Source organism: Pseudomonas sp. AA-38, from assembly GCF_029457475.1.
In the GTDB taxonomy this organism is placed as follows: domain Bacteria; phylum Pseudomonadota; class Gammaproteobacteria; order Pseudomonadales; family Pseudomonadaceae; genus Aquipseudomonas.
This window is the reverse complement of the sequence record NZ_CP120359.1, coordinates 3,490,950-3,509,452: the sequence shown is the minus strand read 5'-3', so window position 1 is coordinate 3,509,452 and position 18,503 is coordinate 3,490,950. Positions and strand designations below refer to the sequence as shown.

The following is an 18,503-nucleotide window of genomic DNA, read 5'->3' as shown; positions in this document are numbered from 1 at the left end:
GGACTTCCATTTAAGGCTTGAAGGTACCTACGAAACCGGGGATTCAGCTCTGTGCTGCAGCTGGTTCTAATTGCTGAACTGTAGCCTTGGGTGATTCCATCCGTAGGCTCTCTCGATACTGCTCTGCTGGAGCTTCGTGAGTGACCTCGACAGCAGCATCGTAGTTTTCTCGAATGACCGCCTCTATTTCAGCAATGTCGGCGCGGAAGAACTCCTTGCGCCCGTTAACCTTATTTAACCGACCGGCCGCAAAACGTTCATGAAGCTTTGCTTCCAATGCTGGGGCGTTATCCGAGAAAACCATCGCATGTACGTCAAACCAGAATGGCACCGACGCATCACCTAACTCATCGACGCGATCCATTGGCTCCAGGCGGCGGGTCATACCGATCTTGTAAATTCCTTCCCCGAATGCTCCGACGTTGGAGATCACATAAACGTAGCCAGCTTTGGCGTTCTGTTCGCGATAGTCGATAAGTTTCTCTTCGCTTTCCAGCGCAGCGCGACCTGCTTCAATCTCTGCCAACTTGGCCACAAGCGGCGCGCGTTCCTCCTCCGATTGTGCCTTTTCCAAGCGAGCCTGTAGCTCGCGCATTGCGGTCGCGAAGTGTTTGCGCTCCTTAGCGATCTTCTCCCGAGCGGCGCGAATCTCCTGCTCTAGCTTCTGCTGTTCCCGCAGCTCTTCTCGGGCGCGCTTGGCATCTTCCTTTTCCTCTTGCTTCTTAACCTGAAACTCATGGGCAAGGTGCAGTTCGTCAATCTTGAGGCTCAGGTACTTCCGAGATAGCTCAACGGACATCACTCTGCCGAGACGGTTGCAGGTTTCGAAGGACTTCAGAATGCGCTTTTCGCCCAGCTCTACGTTGTCGAATTTTACATTGTCGACGCAGTAGTCAGCTTCATTGTTGAATGATCGGAGCACCAACTTGATCATGTCGTTGACCAGCTTCCGACCTTCTACCTTGCTCCCATTCACCTCCCAGTTAGTGTTTCCACTCGCTGCCGTTCCACTTTTGATTAAGGCTTTCTGCTGCTCGCGAACCCCGACCAGTCGGGCTTTGTACTCATGGCTGGAGTTCAACTTGAACTTGGGCTCGTAGAGCGCAAAGCTTTCAAGAAGCAGTGTCTCTTCCCAGACGAGGATCTCCCTCTGCAAGTCAGAGGAGCGTTGCGCGAGCGCAGCTGCATCTTGCTCAGCTCGCTGAACCTCCTGGTGCACGGCCGCCAGCTTTCTTTTCTCCTGAGCGATCAGATTTTTGACCTCTACGACTTCCATGGCGCCGATCTGCCTGGTGAGTGCCTGAAGTTGCTGATAGCGCGCCTGAAGGTCAGTCAGTTGCAGGTCAAGATCATCGGCCCGCCTCCGGTGCTCAGGTCCCTTCCAATAGTCACTAAGGGCCATGTGGTTCCTTCCTCGTGTAGATCAAATTGTTGCTTGGCTCTGGACGCCAACCTGGGAGTCTTTATAGCCCAGCCGAACTGTATTGGCCGCTGAAGAAGTGCGGATTCCACGCCATTCGGACACTCAGCCCACGCTGATCCGGACACCTGTTCCACGATCATTCGGACAGGCAGTCGGAGCGCAGCGACGCAGGGGTGGCATTGTTAGTCTGAGGCGCCCGCTGCGTCGGCAACCGTGTCAGCACATCCTTGAGATAGGCATACGGATCGTGCCCATTATTACGGGCCGACTGGATCAAACTCATGATCGCAGCAGCGCACTTGAGCATGCGATCCCGCGCCGAGCATTTGAGAAGGCAACGGGATGAACGCTGGCTGGATAGCCGTGGTTTTCTGGGTATGCAGCCGAATCCATTTGTGGACGAGGTTGGCATTGAGGCTGTAGCCCAAGGCGATGTTTGCGATGGAGGCACCGGGTTCAGAACACTCCTGAATGACCTGGGCCTTGAAAGATTTGCTGTAGGTACGGCGCTGAGGGGGCATGGAAAATCCGCTTGATGGGCCATGGCCTTCGGCGGCGGTGTCGGGAAGGTGTGTTGGCCGGACGGATACTGTTGAACTACGTTGTCTGGGGCAACGGAAGTGTTTCGGCCCGACTCTGGAACGCGATCCGCAGCGACGACTGGGCAATTCCGCACGTTGGCCTGAGCAGCCTCGGGGAAATCGTCGGCTGGGCGCGCCCAGACGAGTTTCCGCCAAGGAACATGCAGACGAGCAAGGGGCTGCGGGCACTCGGCTACAACGTGAGGATCGGTGTTTGATCGAGGCGCCTGTGGCACACGCAGGCTGACGAGCCAGGCGCTGTCCATGGCCTGATCAGGCCGCCCCGCTGCGCCTTGCCTGAGCAGTTGACCTGCATCAATGGGGCGGGAGATCGCTGTACATTGACTCTTGATGTTTGTCCTGGTAGGCGCAATATCTTGCAAAGTCTTGTAAGGATTTCCTTGGCCGGAACCGCAAAGCGACGCGATTGGAGAGGGTGAGATGAAAGCGCACCTACAGGTGATTTTCACGCTCGATGAATTGGCTGCGTACTTGAAAGTCGGCAAGCGGACGCTTTATCGGCTCGCGCGCACGGGGAAATTCCGGCTTTCAAGGTGGGCGGGACGTGGCGGTTTCGTCAAAGTGAAATCGATCAGTGGATCAATGATCAGACCCGAGCCGGAGCAAAGAAGGAGGTGATGCGCAAGCGTGAACAGCAGCAGTCATCCGAGCAGCCCGTGTCGCCTGGGCGCACTGCCCGTCGCAGCAGGCAAAGGGCTTGAGTAACTCGTTTTTCAATTTTTCTGGAGGTATGACATGGACATTGATTTCAAGAAGTTGGCTCCCTGGAACTGGTTCAAGAACGAGCAGCAAGAGCAGCAGACCGCCTCTTCCCTGCCGGTGCAGCGCAATGACCTGCCAGCGGCGAGCGGGCCAGTCAGCCCGATCCTGCAACTGCATCGCGAGATCGACCGGCTGTTCGATGACGCGTTCCGGGGCTTCGGTTTTCCGGCGCTGGCCATGCCGCGGCTGCCATCCGATTGGTCGGGCATGCTGAAGCCGGCCCTGGATATCCAGGAAACCGACAAGCAGTACAAGATTGCCCTGGAAGTGCCCGGTGTCGAGGAGAAGGACATCCAGATCACCCTCAACGACGATGTGCTGGTGGTGCATGGCGAGAAGCGCCAGGAACAAGAGAAGAAGGAAGGTGGCTTCCACCGTGTGGAGCGCTCCTACGGCAGCTTTCAGCGCGCCTTGAACCTGCCTGACGACGCCAACCAGGATTCGATCAAGGCATCGTTCAAGAACGGGGTGCTCACGGTCACGATCGACAAGCGCGAGGTCAGCGCGCCGAAGCAGGGACGTTCGATCGCGATCAACAGCTGACGTCGCCGGCTCGTTCGTCACAAGAAAAACCCGGCACGAGACGAGGTGTCGCGACTCGCGATGCCTCGTCGCCTCAACCTTGTCAACCTTCTCAGGAGCATCAGCATGGCCAGAAAACAATGCCAGGTCTGCGGCCAACCCGCCACCGTGCGGGTGGAAGCCAATCTCAACGGGCGTCACAGCACCATGCTGTTGTGTGACGACCATTACCGCCAACTGGTGCGCCAGCAAAAGCGCACCGTCTCGCCGCTGGAAGCCTTGTTCGGCTCGCGCAGCGGCCTGTTCGAGGACTTCCTCGGCAGTGATTTCTTCCGCATCGGCGACGACGCGACGCCCGTTGCCGCCGATACCGATGACGTGGTCGATGCCTCGTTCGGCGAGCCCGCCGCCGCAGGTTCGGGTGCGCCGCGCCGTCGCGGCAGTGGTTTGGCCAGCCGCATCAGCGAACAGTCGGAAGCCCTGCTGCAGGAGGCCGCCAAACACGCTGCCGAATTTGGCCGCTCCGAGGTGGATACCGAACATCTGCTGCTGGCGCTGGCCGACAGCGACGTGGTCAAGACCATCCTGGGTCAGTTCAAGATCAAGGTCGATGACCTCAAGCGGCAGATCGAGTCCGAGGCCAAGCGCGGAGACAAGCCATTCGAGGGCGAGATCGGCGTGTCGCCCCGCGTGAAGGATGCGCTCAGCCGCGCCTTCGTGGCCTCCAATGAACTCGGCCATTCCTATGTCGGTCCGGAGCACTTCCTGGTCGGTCTGGCCGAGGAAGGCGAAGGTCTGGCCGCCAACCTGCTGCGCCGCTACGGCCTGACGCCGCAGGCGCTGCGCCAACAGGTCAGCAAGGTGGTCGGCAAGGGCGCCGAGGATGGTCGCGCCGAGACGCCGACCAACACGCCGGAACTCGACAAGTACTCGCGTGACCTGACCAAGATGGCGCGCGACGGCAAGCTCGACCCGGTGATCGGCCGCGCGCAGGAGATCGAGACCACCATCGAGGTGCTGGCCCGGCGCAAGAAGAACAACCCGGTGCTGATCGGCGAGCCGGGCGTGGGCAAGACCGCCATCGTCGAGGGGCTGGCGCAGCGCATGGTGGCGGGCGAAGTGCCCGAGACGTTGCGCGACAAGCGCCTGGTGGAACTCAACATCAACGCAATGGTGGCTGGCGCCAAGTACCGGGGCGAGTTCGAGGAGCGCGTGCAGAAGGTGCTGAAGGAAATCTCCGAGCACCAGGGCGAGCTGATCCTGTTCATCGACGAGGTACACACCATCGTTGGCGCCGGCCAGGGCGGTGGCGAAGGCGGGCTGGACGTGGCCAACGTGTTCAAACCGATGATGGCGCGCGGCGAACTGAACCTGATCGGCGCCACCACGCTCAACGAGTACCAGAAATACATCGAGAAGGATGCCGCGCTGGAGCGTCGCTTCCAGCCGGTGACGGTGCCCGAGCCGACAGTGGCACAGGCCATCATGATTCTGCGCGGCCTGCGCGACACCTTCGAGGCGCACCACAAGGTCAGCATCTCTGAGGACGCGATCATCGCGGCGGCTGAGTTGTCCGACCGCTACATCACCGCCCGCTTCCTGCCCGACAAGGCCATCGACCTGCTCGACCAGGCGGCCGCGCGCGTGAAGCTGTCGGCCACGGCCCGGCCGGTGGCCGTGCAGGAGCTGGAGTCCGAACTGCACCAGCTGCGGCGTGAACAGGATTACGTGGCCGCGCGCAAGCAGTACGACAAGGCCGCAGAGCTCGGCAAGCGCATCGAAGCCAAGGAGGCCGAGCTCAAGAAACTGATCGAGGACTGGGAGCGGGAGCGGGCCTCCGGCAGTGCCGAAGTCAAGGCGGAACATGTGGCCCAGATCGTTTCGCGCCTGACCGGTATCCCGGTCAACGAGTTGACGGTGGAAGAGCGCGAAAAGCTGCTGCACTTGGAGCAACGGCTGCACGAGCGTCTGGTGGGACAAGACGAGGCGGTCCGTGCCGTGGCCGATGCCGTGCGGCTGTCTCGCGCCGGTCTGCGCGAAGGCAGCAAACCGGTGGCTACCTTCCTGTTCCTGGGCCCGACCGGGGTGGGCAAGACCGAGCTCGCCAAGGCATTGGCCGAATCGATCTACGGCGATGAGCACGCCCTGTTGCGCATCGACATGTCGGAATATGGTGAACGCCACACCGTGGCGCGGCTGGTGGGCGCGCCTCCGGGCTATGTCGGTTACGACGAAGGCGGTCAGCTCACCGAGAAGGTGCGGCGCAAGCCCTACAGCGTGCTGCTGCTCGACGAGATCGAGAAGGCACACCCCGACGTCTACAACATCCTGCTGCAGGTGTTCGATGACGGCCGCCTCACCGACGGCAAGGGCCGGGTGGTAGATTTCACCAACACCATCATCATCGCCACGTCCAACCTGGGTTCGGACATCATCCAGCGGCGGCTGAAGGCGCGCGGGGCGGCCGGCGAGGAGTACGAAAAGACCAAGGCCGAGGTGATGGACGTGCTGCGCAGCCACTTCCGTCCCGAGTTCATCAACCGCATCGACGAGATCATCGTCTTCCATGCGCTGGGCAAGGAGGAGATTCGCCACATCGTCGGCCTGCAGCTCGATCGCGTGGCACGCAGCGCCGCCAGCCAGGGCGTGACGCTCACCTTCGATCAGACGCTGATCGATCATTTCGCGGAAGAAGGCTACAAGCCCGAGTTCGGTGCGCGTGAACTCAAGCGCCTGATCCGCAGCGAGCTGGAAACCGCGCTGGCACGCGAGATGCTCGGCGGCGGAATCGGCAAGGGCGATCACGCCAGCGCACGCTGGGACGACAAGGCCGAACGCGTGGTGTTCGAACGTCATGAGTCACCGCAGACTCCGGCCGAGCCAGAGCAGCCGGATGCCGCGAAGGCGGCCGAGGCGCCGCATGGCGACGCGGGTAAGGGCTCGCGCAAGAAGAAGTCGGCGAGCGACGCGTCTTAATGTTGGGAGAGGCTGCCGTGTCCGATCCCATCGGCCTGGCATGGGCAGCCTCCCTGGCCTCGATCGCGGTGGCGGTCGTGGCCGCGGGTCACGCGGTCGTCTACAAGCGTGATCCGCGGTCGGCCACGCTCTGGGTGCTGCTGATCGGGATGCTGCCGCTGCTCGGATCGCTGTTGTACCTGCTGTTCGGCATCAACCGCTACCAGCGACGGGCACGACGGCTTTACCCGAGCGCCAGCCATCCAACCCGGGCGACCGGCCCGGCGCAGGGAGACGACGCGCAGCCGGCGGCGCTTGCCGGTCTGGCTGCATTGGTCGGCCGCACCACTGGCCAGCCGCTGACGCGTGGCAACCGTATCGATCCGTTGGTGGGTGGCGAACAGGCCTACCCGACCATGCTCGCCGCCATCGAGTCGGCCCGACACAGCATCGTGCTGGCCTCCTACATCTTTGACGGCGTGGGTATCGGCGAGCAGTTCGTCGATGCCCTGAACCGGGCGCGTGCGCGTGGCGTACAGGTACGGGTGTTGATCGACGATGTCTACGCCCGATGGGCGCGTCACAGCGCCTACAAGCGATTGCAGCGTTGCGGCGTGACGGTTGCCGCTTTCAACCCGACGCTGATCCCTGCCCGTCTGCATGCAGTGCACCTGCGCAACCACCGCAAGCTGCTGGTGATCGACGGCGCGTTGGGCTTCACCGGCGGCATGAACATCGCCTGTCCCTATTGGCAGCCCGATGCACCCGCGCAGGCTTTTCGTGATCTGCATTTTCGGCTGCGAGGGCCGGTAGTGGTGCAGCTCATGCACTGTTTCACCAAGGATTGGTGCGACACCACGGGCGAGCAGCTCGATGAGCGTTTCTGGGCCAATGAGCCCATGTCAGTCGAGGAGGCTGGAGGCAGTCTGGCGCGAGGCATCGAGGCCGGTCCCGATGAAACCCTGGACCGCATGCGGTGGATCTTCACGGGCGCGCTGAGCGCGGCGCGACATTCGGTGCGCATCTGGACGCCTTACTTCGTGCCCGATCAGCCAATCATCGCCGCCTTGAACACAGCCGCTTTGCGGGGGGTACGCATCGAGGTGCTGACGCCTGCCAATGGTGATCACCCGGGCGTGCAGTGGGCCGCGCGCGCCCATTACTGGCAGGTGATGGAACATGGTGCCCGCATTTTTGAGCGACCCGGGCCTTTCGATCACACCAAATTGATGCTGGTCGATGGTCTCTGGTGCTGCCTGGGGTCAGCCAACTGGGACGCGCGCAGCCTACGGCTCAACTTCGAGTTCAACGTTGAAGTCTATGACACTGCACTGTGCACGCAGCTGGAGGCGCTGTTCGACGGGGTCCGCAATGCATCGGTACCGGTGTTGCCCAGGATGCTGCGGGAGCGCCCGCTGGCGGTGCGATTGCGCGATGGCTTGGCACGCCTGTTCACACCCATTCTCTAACGACAGTTTGTCGAGGAGCAACGCGTCATGGAAAAGAAGAATCAATGGAACACCGGCTACTGGATCGTCGCCGTATTGCTGCTGCTGACGCTGCAGAACTACTGGCAAACGGCAAAGACCGTCGAGCCCGTGCCCTACAGCGAGTTCGAGAAGGCGCTGGCCGAGGGTCGAGTGGCGGAAGTGCTGGTGTCGGATCGCAGCGTGACCGGGCGTCTGAAGTCGCCGGACAGCCGGGGCAAGACGACGATCGTGGCGACCCGGGTCGAACCCGATCTTGCCGATCGCCTGTCGAGGTACGACGTGCCCTATGCCCGCGTGGTGGAGAGCACCTGGCTGCGCGATGTGTTGTCGTGGATCCTGCCGGCGGTGGCTTTCTTCGGCGTCTGGTTCTTCCTGTTCCGCCGCTTCGCCGAGAAGCAGGGCATGGGCGGGTTCCTCAGCATCGGCAAGAGCCGCGCCAAGGTGTTCATGGAGAAAAACACCGGTGTGACCTTTGCCGATGTGGCCGGCGTCGATGAGGCCAAGGCGGAGCTGGTCGAAATCGTCGATTTCCTGAAGAACCCGCAGGACTATGGTCGTCTTGGGGCGCGCATTCCGAAGGGCGTGCTGCTGGTCGGTCCGCCCGGCACCGGCAAGACCTTGTTGGCCAAGGCTGTGGCGGGTGAAGCGGGCGTACCGTTTTTCTCCATTTCGGGTTCGGAATTTGTCGAGATGTTCGTCGGGGTGGGCGCGGCGCGCGTGCGCGACCTGTTCGAGCAGGCACGCGGCCAGGCGCCGGCGATCATCTTCATCGACGAACTGGATGCGCTGGGCCGGGCGCGGGGTGTCGGAGGCCCCATCGGCAGCCATGACGAGCGCGAGCAGACGCTCAACCAGTTGCTGACCGAGTTGGACGGCTTCGATGCCTCCGTGGGGCTCATCATTCTGGCCGCGACCAACCGCCCTGAAATCCTCGATCAGGCGCTCTTGCGCGCCGGCCGCTTCGATCGCCAGGTGCTGGTGGACCGACCCGACAAGAAGGGCCGGCTCGACATCCTGAAGGTGCATGTCAAGAAAGTCACGCTGGCACCCGAGGTCGACCTCGAACAGGTGGCCGCGCTGACCACCGGCTTCTCGGGCGCGGATCTGGCCAATCTGGTCAACGAGGCGGCGCTGGCCGCAACCCGCCGCCGCGCGCAGGCCGTGGAGCTGCAGGACTTCACTGCCGCCATCGAGCGCATCGTGGCCGGCCTGGAAAAGAAAAACCGCGTGCTCAACCCCAAAGAGCGCGAGACCGTGGCCTATCACGAGATGGGCCATGCGCTGGTGGCGCTGGCGCTGCCGGGCACTGACCCGGTGCACAAGATTTCCATCATCCCGCGTGGCATCGGCGCCTTGGGTTACACCCTGCAGCGTCCGACCGAAGATCGTTTCCTGATGACGCGCAGGGATCTGGAACACAAGATCGCCGTGCTTCTGGGCGGACGCGCGGCCGAGAAGCTGGTGTTTGGCGAACTCTCCACGGGGGCGGCCGACGACCTGTCGCGGGCCACCGACATCGCCCGCGACATGATCACTCGCTTCGGCATGGACGAAGGCTTGGGTTACATCGCCTTCGAAGCGCAGCGACCGCGCTTCCTCGACACGCCCGAGTTGGCCAGCGGTGGCTGCCGGGTGGCCGAATCGACCCAGGCGCGCATCGATCAGGCCATCCGCGACATCGTGATGGGCGTGTTCGAGTGCGCCTACGGGATTCTCGATGCCAATCGTGCGGTGCTGGAGCGCTGTGCTCGCGAGCTCCTGGCGCGGGAAACGCTGGATGAAGCCGATATCCGTCGCCTGACCGAGGGGCTCCAGCGCGCCACCTCGGCTACGGCGGCCGAGCCGGCCCCACCCGCATCTACAACCCATCCCGGAGTCTCGACATGAGCGACAGCCTGCACATGTTTGCCCGCATTGCCAACCCGTCAACCGCGTACCGGCGGCCAAACTCGCCGACCACCCGAACTGCGGCCGTTGCCAGCAACCTTTGTTCACGGGCGCGCCCATCGAGCTGACCACGGCGACATTCACGCGCCACGTGGAGCGCAGCGACATTCCTCTGCTGGTCGATTTCTGGGCCCCCTGGTGCGGCCCCTGCAAGATGATGGCGCCGCAGTTCCAGCAGGACGCGCGCCTGCTGGAACCCAAGGTACGGCTGGCCAAGGTCGACACCGAGGCAGAGCCTCAATTGGCCACCCGCTTCGGCATCCGCAGCATTCCGACCCTGGCGCTGTTCCGGGGCGGGCGGGAGATCGCGCGTCAGGCCGGCGCCATGGGGGCAAAGGACATCGTGCGCTGGGCATCCTCGGCTGTGGTGAGTTGAGGGCCGATGCAGGACTTGCTCGGTACGACGCTGATTCTGCTGGTCGCCTGCAGTCTGGCGGCTGCGTTGACGGCCAGGCTGAATATCCCGACCTTGCTGGGTTATCTGCTGGTCGGTGTCTTGCTGGGCCCTCCGGTCACGGCCTGGATCATGCCGGGACCGGCGCTGAATTTCCTGTCCGAGCTGGGGGTGGCGCTGCTGCTGTTCATGGTCGGGCTGGAGTTCTCGCTCGGCCATTTCTGGCTCACCCGCAAGACCGTGCTGGTGGCCGGGACACTGCAGCTGGCGATGGTCGCCGCACCGGTGGCGTTGGCTTTGCTGTGGCTGGGGCTGCCGCTCGACAGCGCCGCACTGCTGGGCGCGGCGGCGGCCATGTCGTCGACAGCGCTGGTCAGCCGGCAGCTGGCCGATCAGGGCGAGTTGACCACACGCCACGGCCGCGGCGCCATTGCCGTGCTGGTGTTCCAGGATCTGGCCAGTGTGCCCTTGCTGGCGCTGCTGGCGATCTGGGCGCGCGGCGATGCTCCCGGGCTTGGCCGTGTGCTTGGGGAGGTGGCGGGCGTGCTGTTGCTGTTTGCCGTCTCGGCGGTTGCGTCGCGCCGCCTGTTGCATGGTTTGCTGGGCTGGGTGGCGCGGCAGGGGCACGAAGAGTCCTTCGTGCTGGTCTCGCTGAGTCTGGTGGTGGCGGCTGCGGCAGCGGCCCATGCACTGGGTGTGTCGGCTGCGCTCGGTGCCTTTCTTGCCGGCATGGTGCTGGGGGAGAGCGATTTCCGGTACCACATGGAAAACCACCTCAAGCCCTTTCGTGATGTGCTGTCGGGCCTGTTCTTCGTGACCATTGGCCTGCAGCTGGACACCGCGCAGATCGTGGCCGCACCGCTGGCGGTACTGGGTTGGCTGTTGGCCTTGGTGCCTCTCAAGATGGGGCTGAACTTTCTGGCGCTGCGCGCAACCCGCCTGTCGGCGCTCGACGCCTGGCGCGCAGGCATCGTGCTGGGTCATGGCGGCGAGTTTGCGCTTCTGCTCCTGGGCATGGTCATGCAGCAGCACCTGATCGCCGCCACCATGGTGCAACCGATGCTGGTGGCGCTGGTGTTGAGCATGGGGTTGGCACCGCTCCTGATCCGACACCATGACCGATGGGCGCGGGCTTTCAGCTGCTCGGGCGCACTCGGTCAGCCACCGCAGGCCGAAGAAGGCGAAGTCGCCGAGCGGGCGCGGTCGTTGCGCGACCATGTGATCATCTGTGAGGCGGATGACGTCGGGCTGCTGCTGAGCCGAACGCTGCGCCTGGCAGGCATACCGCATTTGCTGCTGGAATCGGACCGCCAACGGGTCGAAGCGGGGCGTGCGATGGGGGCGCCGGTGTCGTATGGCGATGCCAGTCGGCTCGACACCCTGGCCGCCGCCTGAGCTTGTCCGTGGTGGTGGCCACTGAGCGCGTAACGGATGCCCAGCTTTTGCGTAATCTGCCCAATGTCAGACTGTACCCGTTGTACCTGGCTGCGGGACTGGGACTGGCCGAGCAGGTACTGTTGATGTTGGGCATCAACGCCGACCAAGTCGACCACCGGATCGAGGAATTACGGCAGACACTCAGTGAGTCAGGTGGGGATAGACCATGAACGGGCCGACCATTTGGCTGATGGTGTCGCTACTTGCCAATATTGGCATGGCGGTTGCAATATGGCGTTTTGTTCGTACCAATCGCCAGAGGCGTGACGAGCTGAAGCATCGCCAACAAGCGCAAATCGATGACAAGGAACGGATCGCCATCGCCCTGGAGGGCGCAGGGCTGGGATTCTGGGAGTGGGATATCGCTACCGACAGCTTCAGGCTTTCTGCCCGCAGTCTGGCGATGTTCGGCTTGACCTCCGACGAGGAGGTTGGCGCCACCCATGCCGCATGGCAAGCGCGTATTCACCCGGAGGATTTACCGGTCGTTCTGGCAAAGGTACGCGCTTACCAAGAAAACCCGTCGGAGCGATTGGAGTGCGAGTACCGCGTTCGTCATCGATCTGGCGTTTGGATTTGGGTGCTGGATCGCGGCCGTTGGCTGGGTGACGCGGGCAGGCAACTGATAGTCGGCACTCTGCTCGACATCTCTTCTCGCAAGGAAATGGAGCAGCAGTTGCTGCGTATGGCGATCACCGACCCCTTGACCGGCTTGTCGAACCGGCGGGCTTTTAACGAACGATTACAGCTGGAATGGGAGCGCCTCAAACGCAGCCCCGAGATACAAGCAGCACTTGTGCTCTGCGACATCGATCACTTCAAGCGTATCAATGACACCTATGGACACGGATGCAGCGATGAGGTGCTCAAGCACTTTGCTTCACGGTTGAGGGAACATGTTCGCGCAACCGACATGGCTGCCCGGATTGGGGGGAGGAATTCGCTGTGTTGTTGGAAGCGGCATCGATAGAAGACGCCCAAGTATGGGCGGAGCGATTTCGTCAGGACACTGCGGCGACAGCGGTGGTGTGTGGAGATGTGTCGATCAGCTATAGCGCCAGCATGGGGGTGGCTCTCCTTGACCCCCGTTTGCGCTCTGTCGAGCAGGTGATGCAGCAGGCGGACAGCGCGCTCTACCAGGCAAAAAGACAAGGGCGCAACTAAGTTGTGGGTGCACAAGTATTTCAGAATTGAGAGGAGTGGCGATGAAGGAAAAGCAAGCAGACCCGATCAAAACATTTCGCGCCCAATGGGCAGTGATGACGTTCTACGAGCGCTTCGAACAGGTGATCGCGCTCGCGCTGTCCGCAATCATTGCCGTGATCATCGTGGTCTCGCTGCTGCAGCTGATCTCGATCGTCTTCAGCCTGCTGATCATTGATGCGTTCAATCCGCTCGATCACAAGGTCTTCCAGACCGTGTTCGGCATGATCATGACGCTGCTCATCGCCATGGAGTTCAAGCATTCCATCGTGCGGGTGGCCTTGCGGCGCGACAGCATCATCCAGGTCAAGACGGTGATCCTGATCGGGCTGATCGCCCTGGCGCGTAAATTCGTGATCCTCGACCCGGAGACCGGCCCCGCCAAGGTCGCGGCGCTCGCAGGCGCGACACTGGCCCTCGGGGCGACTTACTGGCTGCTGCGCGAGCGCGATGACCGGACAGCCGGGGAAAGCTCAGATGATCAGTCGTGATCTGCGCCACGCGCAGAATGTCGGCGCGCGGCATCGCTGGCTCAATCGCCTGCAAACCGCGCTGTTGGTGCTGACCCTGCTCGGGATTGCCGCCGTCGCTGGCAGCCTGCTGTTGGGTGACGGCGGGCTTTGGCTGGCGCTTGCGGCCGCGGGGTTCACCCTGCTGCTCGAACCGGCGGCCGCCTCCGGGCTGACCTTGCGGCTGTATGGCGCACGCCCCCTGCACCCGGATGAAGCGCCCGATCTTTGGGCTGTGTTGCGCGAACTGGCGGCGCGGGCCGGGCTGCCTGCCGTGCCGGTACCGCACTACGTGCCCAGCGGGGTCGTCAACGCCTTCGCCACCGGTTCGAAGCATCACGCGGCCATCGCGCTGACCGACGGCCTGCTGCGTAGCCTCACGCCCCGCGAGTTGACCGGCGTGCTCGGCCACGAAATCGCGCATATTGCGAACGAGGATATGCGTGTCATGGGCTTGGCCGATTCCATCAGTCGGCTCACCCATCTTCTGGCCTTGTTGGGGCAGCTTGCGATCGTGCTCAGCTTGCCAGCGCTATTGCTTGGAGTCACGGAAGTCAATTGGCCCGCGTTGCTTCTACTGGCGGTCGCGCCACAGCTGGCCTTGCTGGCTCAGTTGGGCTTGTCCAGGGTGCGCGAATTCGACGCCGACCGGCTCGCTGCCGAATTGACCGGCGACCCGCACGGGCTGGCCTCGGCGCTCGCCAAGATCGAGCGGGTGAGCCGCTCCTGGCGCGCCTGGCTGCTGCCCGGATGGGGCAATCCGGAACCCTCCTGGTTGCGCACGCATCCGGCGACAGCTGAACGCATTGAGCGCTTGCTGGAACTTGCTCCGCCGCCCGCGATGCCGCCGTTTCCATCGGCCCGTTTCGTCCCCGAGGTGACCGTATCACCACGTCCGCCACGCTGGCGCACCGGCGGCCTTTGGCGCTGATTTCAACATGGAGAATGACGTGACCTACCCCGACCCCTACAGCCGCCCGGCGCCGGATCGATTCATCCGGCGCTGGCTCGTCATCACTGGCTGCATCGCCGCACTCATGCTGCTGTGGCAGTTCCTGCCCGCCATCGAAGCCTGGTTCAGTCCCCACGAAACGCAGGAGCGCACGGTGACGCCGCGCGGCGACCTGGCCGCCGACGAAAAAACCACCATCGAGCTGTTCGAGAAATCGCGCGGGTCGGTGGTTTACATCACCACGGCACAACTAGTGCGTGACGTCTGGTCGCGCAATGTCTTTTCCGTGCCGCGCGGCACCGGCTCCGGCTTCATCTGGGACGATGCCGGCCACGTGGTGACCAACTTCCACGTGATCCAGGGGGCATCGTCTGCCACGGTCAAACTGGCCGACGGTCGCGATTATCAGGCTGCGCTCGTTGGCGCCAGTCCTGCGCACGACATCGCGGTACTCAAGATTGGCGTCGGCTTCAAGCGCCCGCCGGCGGTGCCGGTGGGCACCAGTGCCGATCTCAAGGTGGGGCAAAAGGTCTTTGCCATTGGCAATCCCTTCGGGCTCGACTGGACGCTCACCACCGGCATCGTCTCGGCGCTTGACCGCACCCTTTCCGGCGACGCCAGTGGCCCGGCCATTGACCACCTGATCCAGACCGACGCCGCTATCAACCCCGGCAATTCCGGTGGCCCGCTGCTCGATTCGGCTGGGCGGCTGATCGGCATCAATACCGCCATCTACAGTCCGTCTGGCGCCTCGGCCGGCATCGGCTTTGCGGTGCCGGTCGATACCGTCATGCGCGTGGTGCCGCAACTCATAAAGACCGGCAAGTACATCCGTCCGGCGCTGGGCATCGAGGTGGATGAGCAGCTCAACGCGCGTCTGCAGGCGCTGACCGGCAGTAAGGGCGTATTCGTATTGCGCGTAACGCCGGGCTCGGCGGCGCACAGGGCCGGGCTCGTCGGCGTCGAGGTCACCGCAGGCGGCATCGTGCCCGGCGATCGCGTTATCAGCATCGACGGTATCGCCGTCGACGACGTCACCACATTACAGGCCCGGCTAGACGACAAGAACGTTGGAGATGTTGTGGTCTTGTTAGTGGAGCGGGCCGGCAAGACTCGCGAGATGCTTGTGGAACTACAACCGGGAGTTTGATGGAAAGTGGGTCATGGATCTGCACAGCGAAGCAGCCAAGCGACTTCAGCCTTGCGCCGAACTACGAGCCCTAGCTAGTGCAGTGGGGAGAAGGCTGTTTAGGTTAAATGGATATAAGGGAGTCATTTTTGATTGTGTTTTTAAAAGAAGGTGTTGATTTTTTTGGGTAAGCATTTAGGGCGTCCAAGGGTTGGAGCAGTTGGCACGGATGAGAGAGCTCAATGCTCGCTAGGGATTGGATCTATGTGTTTTTTCTGACTGACTGCTTACGTGTTGGAACGGGCAACATCGGAAAAGGATGAATCTTTATTCTCACCATTTACCGTATTTTTCGAGCCTGGGCGAAAATTAGGATGATACTTTAGCGCCCTTAATCATTCTCCCATGAAAGGCAAAACGATCCAGTCTCGGGTGTAAGTGCTCACAACATACTGATATAAAATGGATTTTTTATGAATAGGAGAGCGCGCCGCCGCCCTGTTTTTAGGGTTAGGATGAAACTTTATTTGCATCCCACACTTGCTCCAAGCTCGCAGGTTTTATCTCGGCGGCAATATGCGGCGCGCATCAGCTAAAGAAAAACGAATAATTCGGTTATAAGCTATCAACTAATCGAATCCATACGCCGAGACCATGAACTATCAGGATCTTCAGATCGACTGGCTGAAATGCTTTGTCGCCGTGGTGGATGCCGGTTCGCTGTCAGGCGCAGCGCCCGAGGTTCATCGCTCTCAATCTGCCGTCAGCATGCAGTTGAAAAAACTGGAGGCAGCGCTGAACTGTCAGCTCCTGAGGCGCGGCCCCAGGCAGCATCAGTTGACGCCACAAGGACAACTACTCCTGGGCTATGCGCGACGCATGCTCGACCTGCATGCAGAAACTCAGGCTGCCTTTCATGGCCAGGAGCTGACCGGGCAGATTCGTCTGGGTGTTCCTGATGATTACGCCGCCCGCTATCTCACGCCGGTGCTCAAACGTTTCGCACAGCACCATGGCAGTGTGGAAATCGAGTTGAATTGCGAACAGTCGACCGCCTTGATTCCTCGTGTCGAGAAAGGGGAACTCGACCTCGCGCTGGTATCACGCGACCATCCCCGGCACGGAACCCTGCTGTTTCATGAACCACTGGTGTGGGTTGGCTCGGCGCAGTTCCAGACATGGCGGCGCGACCCGCTGCCGATTGCCGTCTACGAAAGCACCAGCCTGGCGAAGCGCAGCGCCATCAACTCGCTCGCTTTGCAGGGGCGCCGCTACAAGGTGGTCTACAACAGCTCCAGCCTGGCTGGGCAACTCGCAGCGGTTGAGAGCGGTTTGGCCATTGCGGTGCTGACCCAATGCAGTGCGCCTGCCCACCTGGAAACCTTGGGTGCTGAGCACGGGCTGGGGCCGCTTGAACCGATGGAAGTGGCGGTCTATCGAAGCAGGGCCTCACAAGCATCGGCGGCTGTCGACAGACTTCACAGCCTGTTGATCCAGACACTCAGGCAGTCGTCTGCAACATAGACGCGCTGCCTAGGCCGACGGCTATTAACGTCCGCTTCTGGCCGATTTCTGCCGGTTGTGATCGGCAGTCCGTGGCCGGAGGTCGCTCCCTACCTGATTGTAGGGTTCACTCTCAGCGCTGGGAACTATTCGGCTAGCAACGTTGTAAGCCGGTTGACTCTGATTGCTTTCCGCTCCAGATCATCATCGAGATGGGTAGGCTGGATGATCAAGGTGACAGCGCGCAGAGCCATCAGTGTCCTGTAGACGCTGACGGAGGGCGAACGAGTTGTGGTGAAGGGCTGTGCATGCGGCTCGCCTCACATCGCTTCCCAATCTATTTGAGTACCCGGCGAGTGATTCTGCCCGTTTGCTGTTGTTACAGGGACCATCTGCGCTCTGGTGATCTACGCCAGTTCGCGAATGAGCTCTGGATGCTTGCTCAGGATACGGATCAGGACGGTGGCCTGATCGTTGGGCTTTGAGCGGTTCTGTTCCCAGTTCTTGAGTGTCGCTGGCTTGGCATGAATGGCCTGCGCAAATACACCCTGGGACATCTGCAGCTTTTCGCGCAGTGCGACGATTTCCGCGCCTGTTGCGGGTTCAATTGGCTTGTATTCAACCTTGTGAGTACGCAGCGTACGCTTGCCTTCGCGTGCCGAGGCCAGGTCGTCGAAGCCTTCGATCAGCTCGGAAAAAATATCGCGTTTGGTCATGGTGCTTGCCTCGCCTTCACTTCGCGCTCAAGGAGCGCTTTCAGCTGCCTACGCTGGTCACTGTGCGGATTCCACGCCATCCGGCCACCCAGTCCGCTCTCATCTGGCCAGGCATTCCAGGGCCATCTGGCCACCTGTTCCACGGCCATCCGGCCGGGCAGTCGGAGCGCAGCGACGCAGGGGTGGCATTGTTAGTCTGGGTTGGCTGGCGTCGTCAATTTCTGCGTCCGTTTGCGCATTGATTCACCCTTCAGATTGATCCGATAAGCGTTGTGCACCAGGCGGTCGAGGATGGCATCGGCCAGGGTTGGATCGCCGATCAGTTCGTGCCAGTTGTCCACGGGCATTTGGCTGGTCACGAGGGTCGAGCGCTGGCCGTAGCGGTCGTCCAGTAGCTCCAGCATGTCGCGGCGCTGTTCGGCGGTGAACGGCGCCAGGCCCCAGTCGTCGAGGATCAGCAGGTCGGTCTTGGCGTAGCTGCTCATCAGCTTGGCGAAGCGCCCGTCGCCATGGGCCAAGCCCAACTCTTCCAGTAGGCGCGGCAGACGCAGGTAGCGCACGCTGTAGCCGTCCCGGCAGGCCTGGTGGGCCAGGGCGCAGGCCAGCCAGGTTTTGCCCACGCCGGTGGGGCCGCCGATGATCAGGTTGAGGCCGTCGCGTAGCCACTGGCCGCCGCTCAGTTGCAGGATCAGCGCCTTATCCAGCCCGCGCGGGCTGCGGTAGTCGATGTCTTCGAGGCAGGCGTTGTGCTTGAGCCGGGCCTGGCGCAGGCGGCTGCTCAGGCGCTTATCGTCGCGTTCAGTCAGCTCGCGGTCGACCAGCAGGCCGAGGCGTTCCTCGAAGCTCAGGCTGTCGATGTCCGGGGTTTTCAGTTGTTCGTTCAGCGCCTTGAGCATGCCGTGCAGGCGCAGGGTTTGCAGCTTGTCCAGGGTCGGATGGGGCAGCATGGTGAGTTTCCT

General features: G+C 62.1%; 15 protein-coding genes and 3 pseudogenes. 13 read left to right on the top strand and 5 right to left on the bottom strand.

Features of this window, described 5'->3' with window-relative positions; all coding sequences use genetic code 11:
• Positions 1-43: 43 nt before the first annotated feature.
• The 3 genes and pseudogenes from PVE35_RS16150 to PVE35_RS16140 all read right to left on the bottom strand — a co-directional run bounded on the left by PVE35_RS16150 (position 44) and on the right by PVE35_RS16140 (position 1,944).
• A complete protein-coding gene (locus tag PVE35_RS16150) occupies positions 44-1,402 on the bottom strand; it encodes a DUF4041 domain-containing protein (RefSeq protein ID WP_003119948.1) in 1,359 nt (452 codons plus the stop codon).
• Between the two features lie 157 nt (positions 1,403-1,559).
• Positions 1,560-1,724 (bottom strand): annotated as a pseudogene (locus tag PVE35_RS16145) (transposase domain-containing protein); the annotation flags it as partial.
• Positions 1,681-1,944 carry a transposase gene (locus PVE35_RS16140; protein ID WP_001446199.1) on the bottom strand — a complete coding sequence of 88 codons (264 nt, stop codon included), beginning with the start codon at positions 1,942-1,944 and terminating at the stop codon, positions 1,681-1,683. The gene PVE35_RS16140 and the pseudogene PVE35_RS16145, both read right to left, overlap by 44 nt.
• A gap of 14 nt (positions 1,945-1,958) precedes the next feature.
• On the opposite strand from PVE35_RS16140, the gene PVE35_RS16135 reads away from it, so the two are divergent.
• The 13 genes and pseudogenes from PVE35_RS16135 (at position 1,959) to PVE35_RS16070 (ending at position 16,849) form a co-directional block, all read left to right on the top strand.
• Entirely contained in the window at positions 1,959-2,222 is a 264-nt protein-coding gene (locus PVE35_RS16135; protein WP_003116633.1) for a hypothetical protein, read from the top strand.
• 223 nt (positions 2,223-2,445) lie between these two features.
• A pseudogene (locus PVE35_RS16130) lies at positions 2,446-2,726 on the top strand (helix-turn-helix domain-containing protein).
• A gap of 34 nt (positions 2,727-2,760) precedes the next feature.
• Positions 2,761-3,330, top strand: a complete 570-nt coding sequence (hsp20, locus tag PVE35_RS16125) for a small heat shock protein sHSP20 (protein WP_003116634.1) — start codon at positions 2,761-2,763, stop codon at positions 3,328-3,330.
• Between the two features lie 105 nt (positions 3,331-3,435).
• Positions 3,436-6,285: a heat shock survival AAA family ATPase ClpK gene (gene clpK / locus PVE35_RS16120; RefSeq protein ID WP_128689436.1), complete on the top strand. Its 2,850-nt coding sequence runs from the start codon at positions 3,436-3,438 to the stop codon at positions 6,283-6,285.
• Between the two features lie 17 nt (positions 6,286-6,302).
• The gene (cls, locus tag PVE35_RS16115) at positions 6,303-7,733 is read left to right on the top strand and encodes a cardiolipin synthase (protein WP_003116636.1); all 1,431 of its coding nucleotides are present in this window, start codon (positions 6,303-6,305) and stop codon (positions 7,731-7,733) included.
• A 27-nt stretch (positions 7,734-7,760) separates the two neighbouring features.
• The gene (gene ftsH, locus PVE35_RS16110) at positions 7,761-9,641 is read left to right on the top strand and encodes an ATP-dependent zinc metalloprotease FtsH (RefSeq protein WP_277372378.1); all 1,881 of its coding nucleotides are present in this window, start codon (positions 7,761-7,763) and stop codon (positions 9,639-9,641) included.
• A complete protein-coding gene (gene trxC, locus PVE35_RS16105; RefSeq protein WP_128689432.1) occupies positions 9,622-10,077 on the top strand; it encodes a thioredoxin TrxC in 456 nt (151 codons plus the stop codon). Before ftsH ends, trxC begins: the two co-directional genes overlap by 20 nt.
• Positions 10,078-10,083: 6 nt before the next feature.
• Positions 10,084-11,702 (top strand): annotated as a pseudogene (locus PVE35_RS16100) (cation:proton antiporter).
• Positions 11,699-12,502 carry a GGDEF domain-containing protein gene (locus PVE35_RS16095; RefSeq protein WP_014596895.1) on the top strand — a complete coding sequence of 268 codons (804 nt, stop codon included), beginning with the start codon at positions 11,699-11,701 and terminating at the stop codon, positions 12,500-12,502. The pseudogene PVE35_RS16100 and the gene PVE35_RS16095 overlap by 4 nt, the downstream one beginning before the upstream one ends.
• A gap of 235 nt (positions 12,503-12,737) precedes the next feature.
• Positions 12,738-13,226 (top strand): phosphate-starvation-inducible PsiE family protein, encoded by a 489-nt coding sequence (locus PVE35_RS16085; protein ID WP_004152114.1) that lies wholly within the window; start codon positions 12,738-12,740, stop codon positions 13,224-13,226.
• Positions 13,213-14,175, top strand: coding sequence for a zinc metalloprotease HtpX (locus PVE35_RS16080; RefSeq protein ID WP_003116644.1), 963 nt, complete (start codon positions 13,213-13,215; stop codon positions 14,173-14,175). The genes PVE35_RS16085 and PVE35_RS16080 overlap by 14 nt, the downstream gene beginning before the upstream one ends.
• A 19-nt stretch (positions 14,176-14,194) precedes the next feature.
• Complete coding sequence (locus tag PVE35_RS16075) at positions 14,195-15,346, top strand: trypsin-like peptidase domain-containing protein (protein WP_003116645.1); 1,152 nt, start codon at positions 14,195-14,197, stop codon at positions 15,344-15,346.
• A gap of 633 nt (positions 15,347-15,979) precedes the next feature.
• Positions 15,980-16,849 (top strand): LysR family transcriptional regulator, encoded by an 870-nt coding sequence (locus tag PVE35_RS16070; protein ID WP_003116646.1) that lies wholly within the window; start codon positions 15,980-15,982, stop codon positions 16,847-16,849.
• Between the two features lie 386 nt (positions 16,850-17,235).
• On the opposite strand, the gene PVE35_RS16065 is transcribed toward PVE35_RS16070, so the two are convergent.
• Complete coding sequence (locus tag PVE35_RS16065) at positions 17,236-17,544, bottom strand: transcriptional regulator (RefSeq protein ID WP_277372377.1); 309 nt, start codon at positions 17,542-17,544, stop codon at positions 17,236-17,238.
• 191 nt (positions 17,545-17,735) lie between these two features.
• Entirely contained in the window at positions 17,736-18,491 is a 756-nt protein-coding gene (gene istB / locus PVE35_RS16060) for an IS21-like element ISPpu7 family helper ATPase IstB (protein WP_230927319.1), read from the bottom strand.
• Positions 18,492-18,503: the final 12 nt, after the last annotated feature.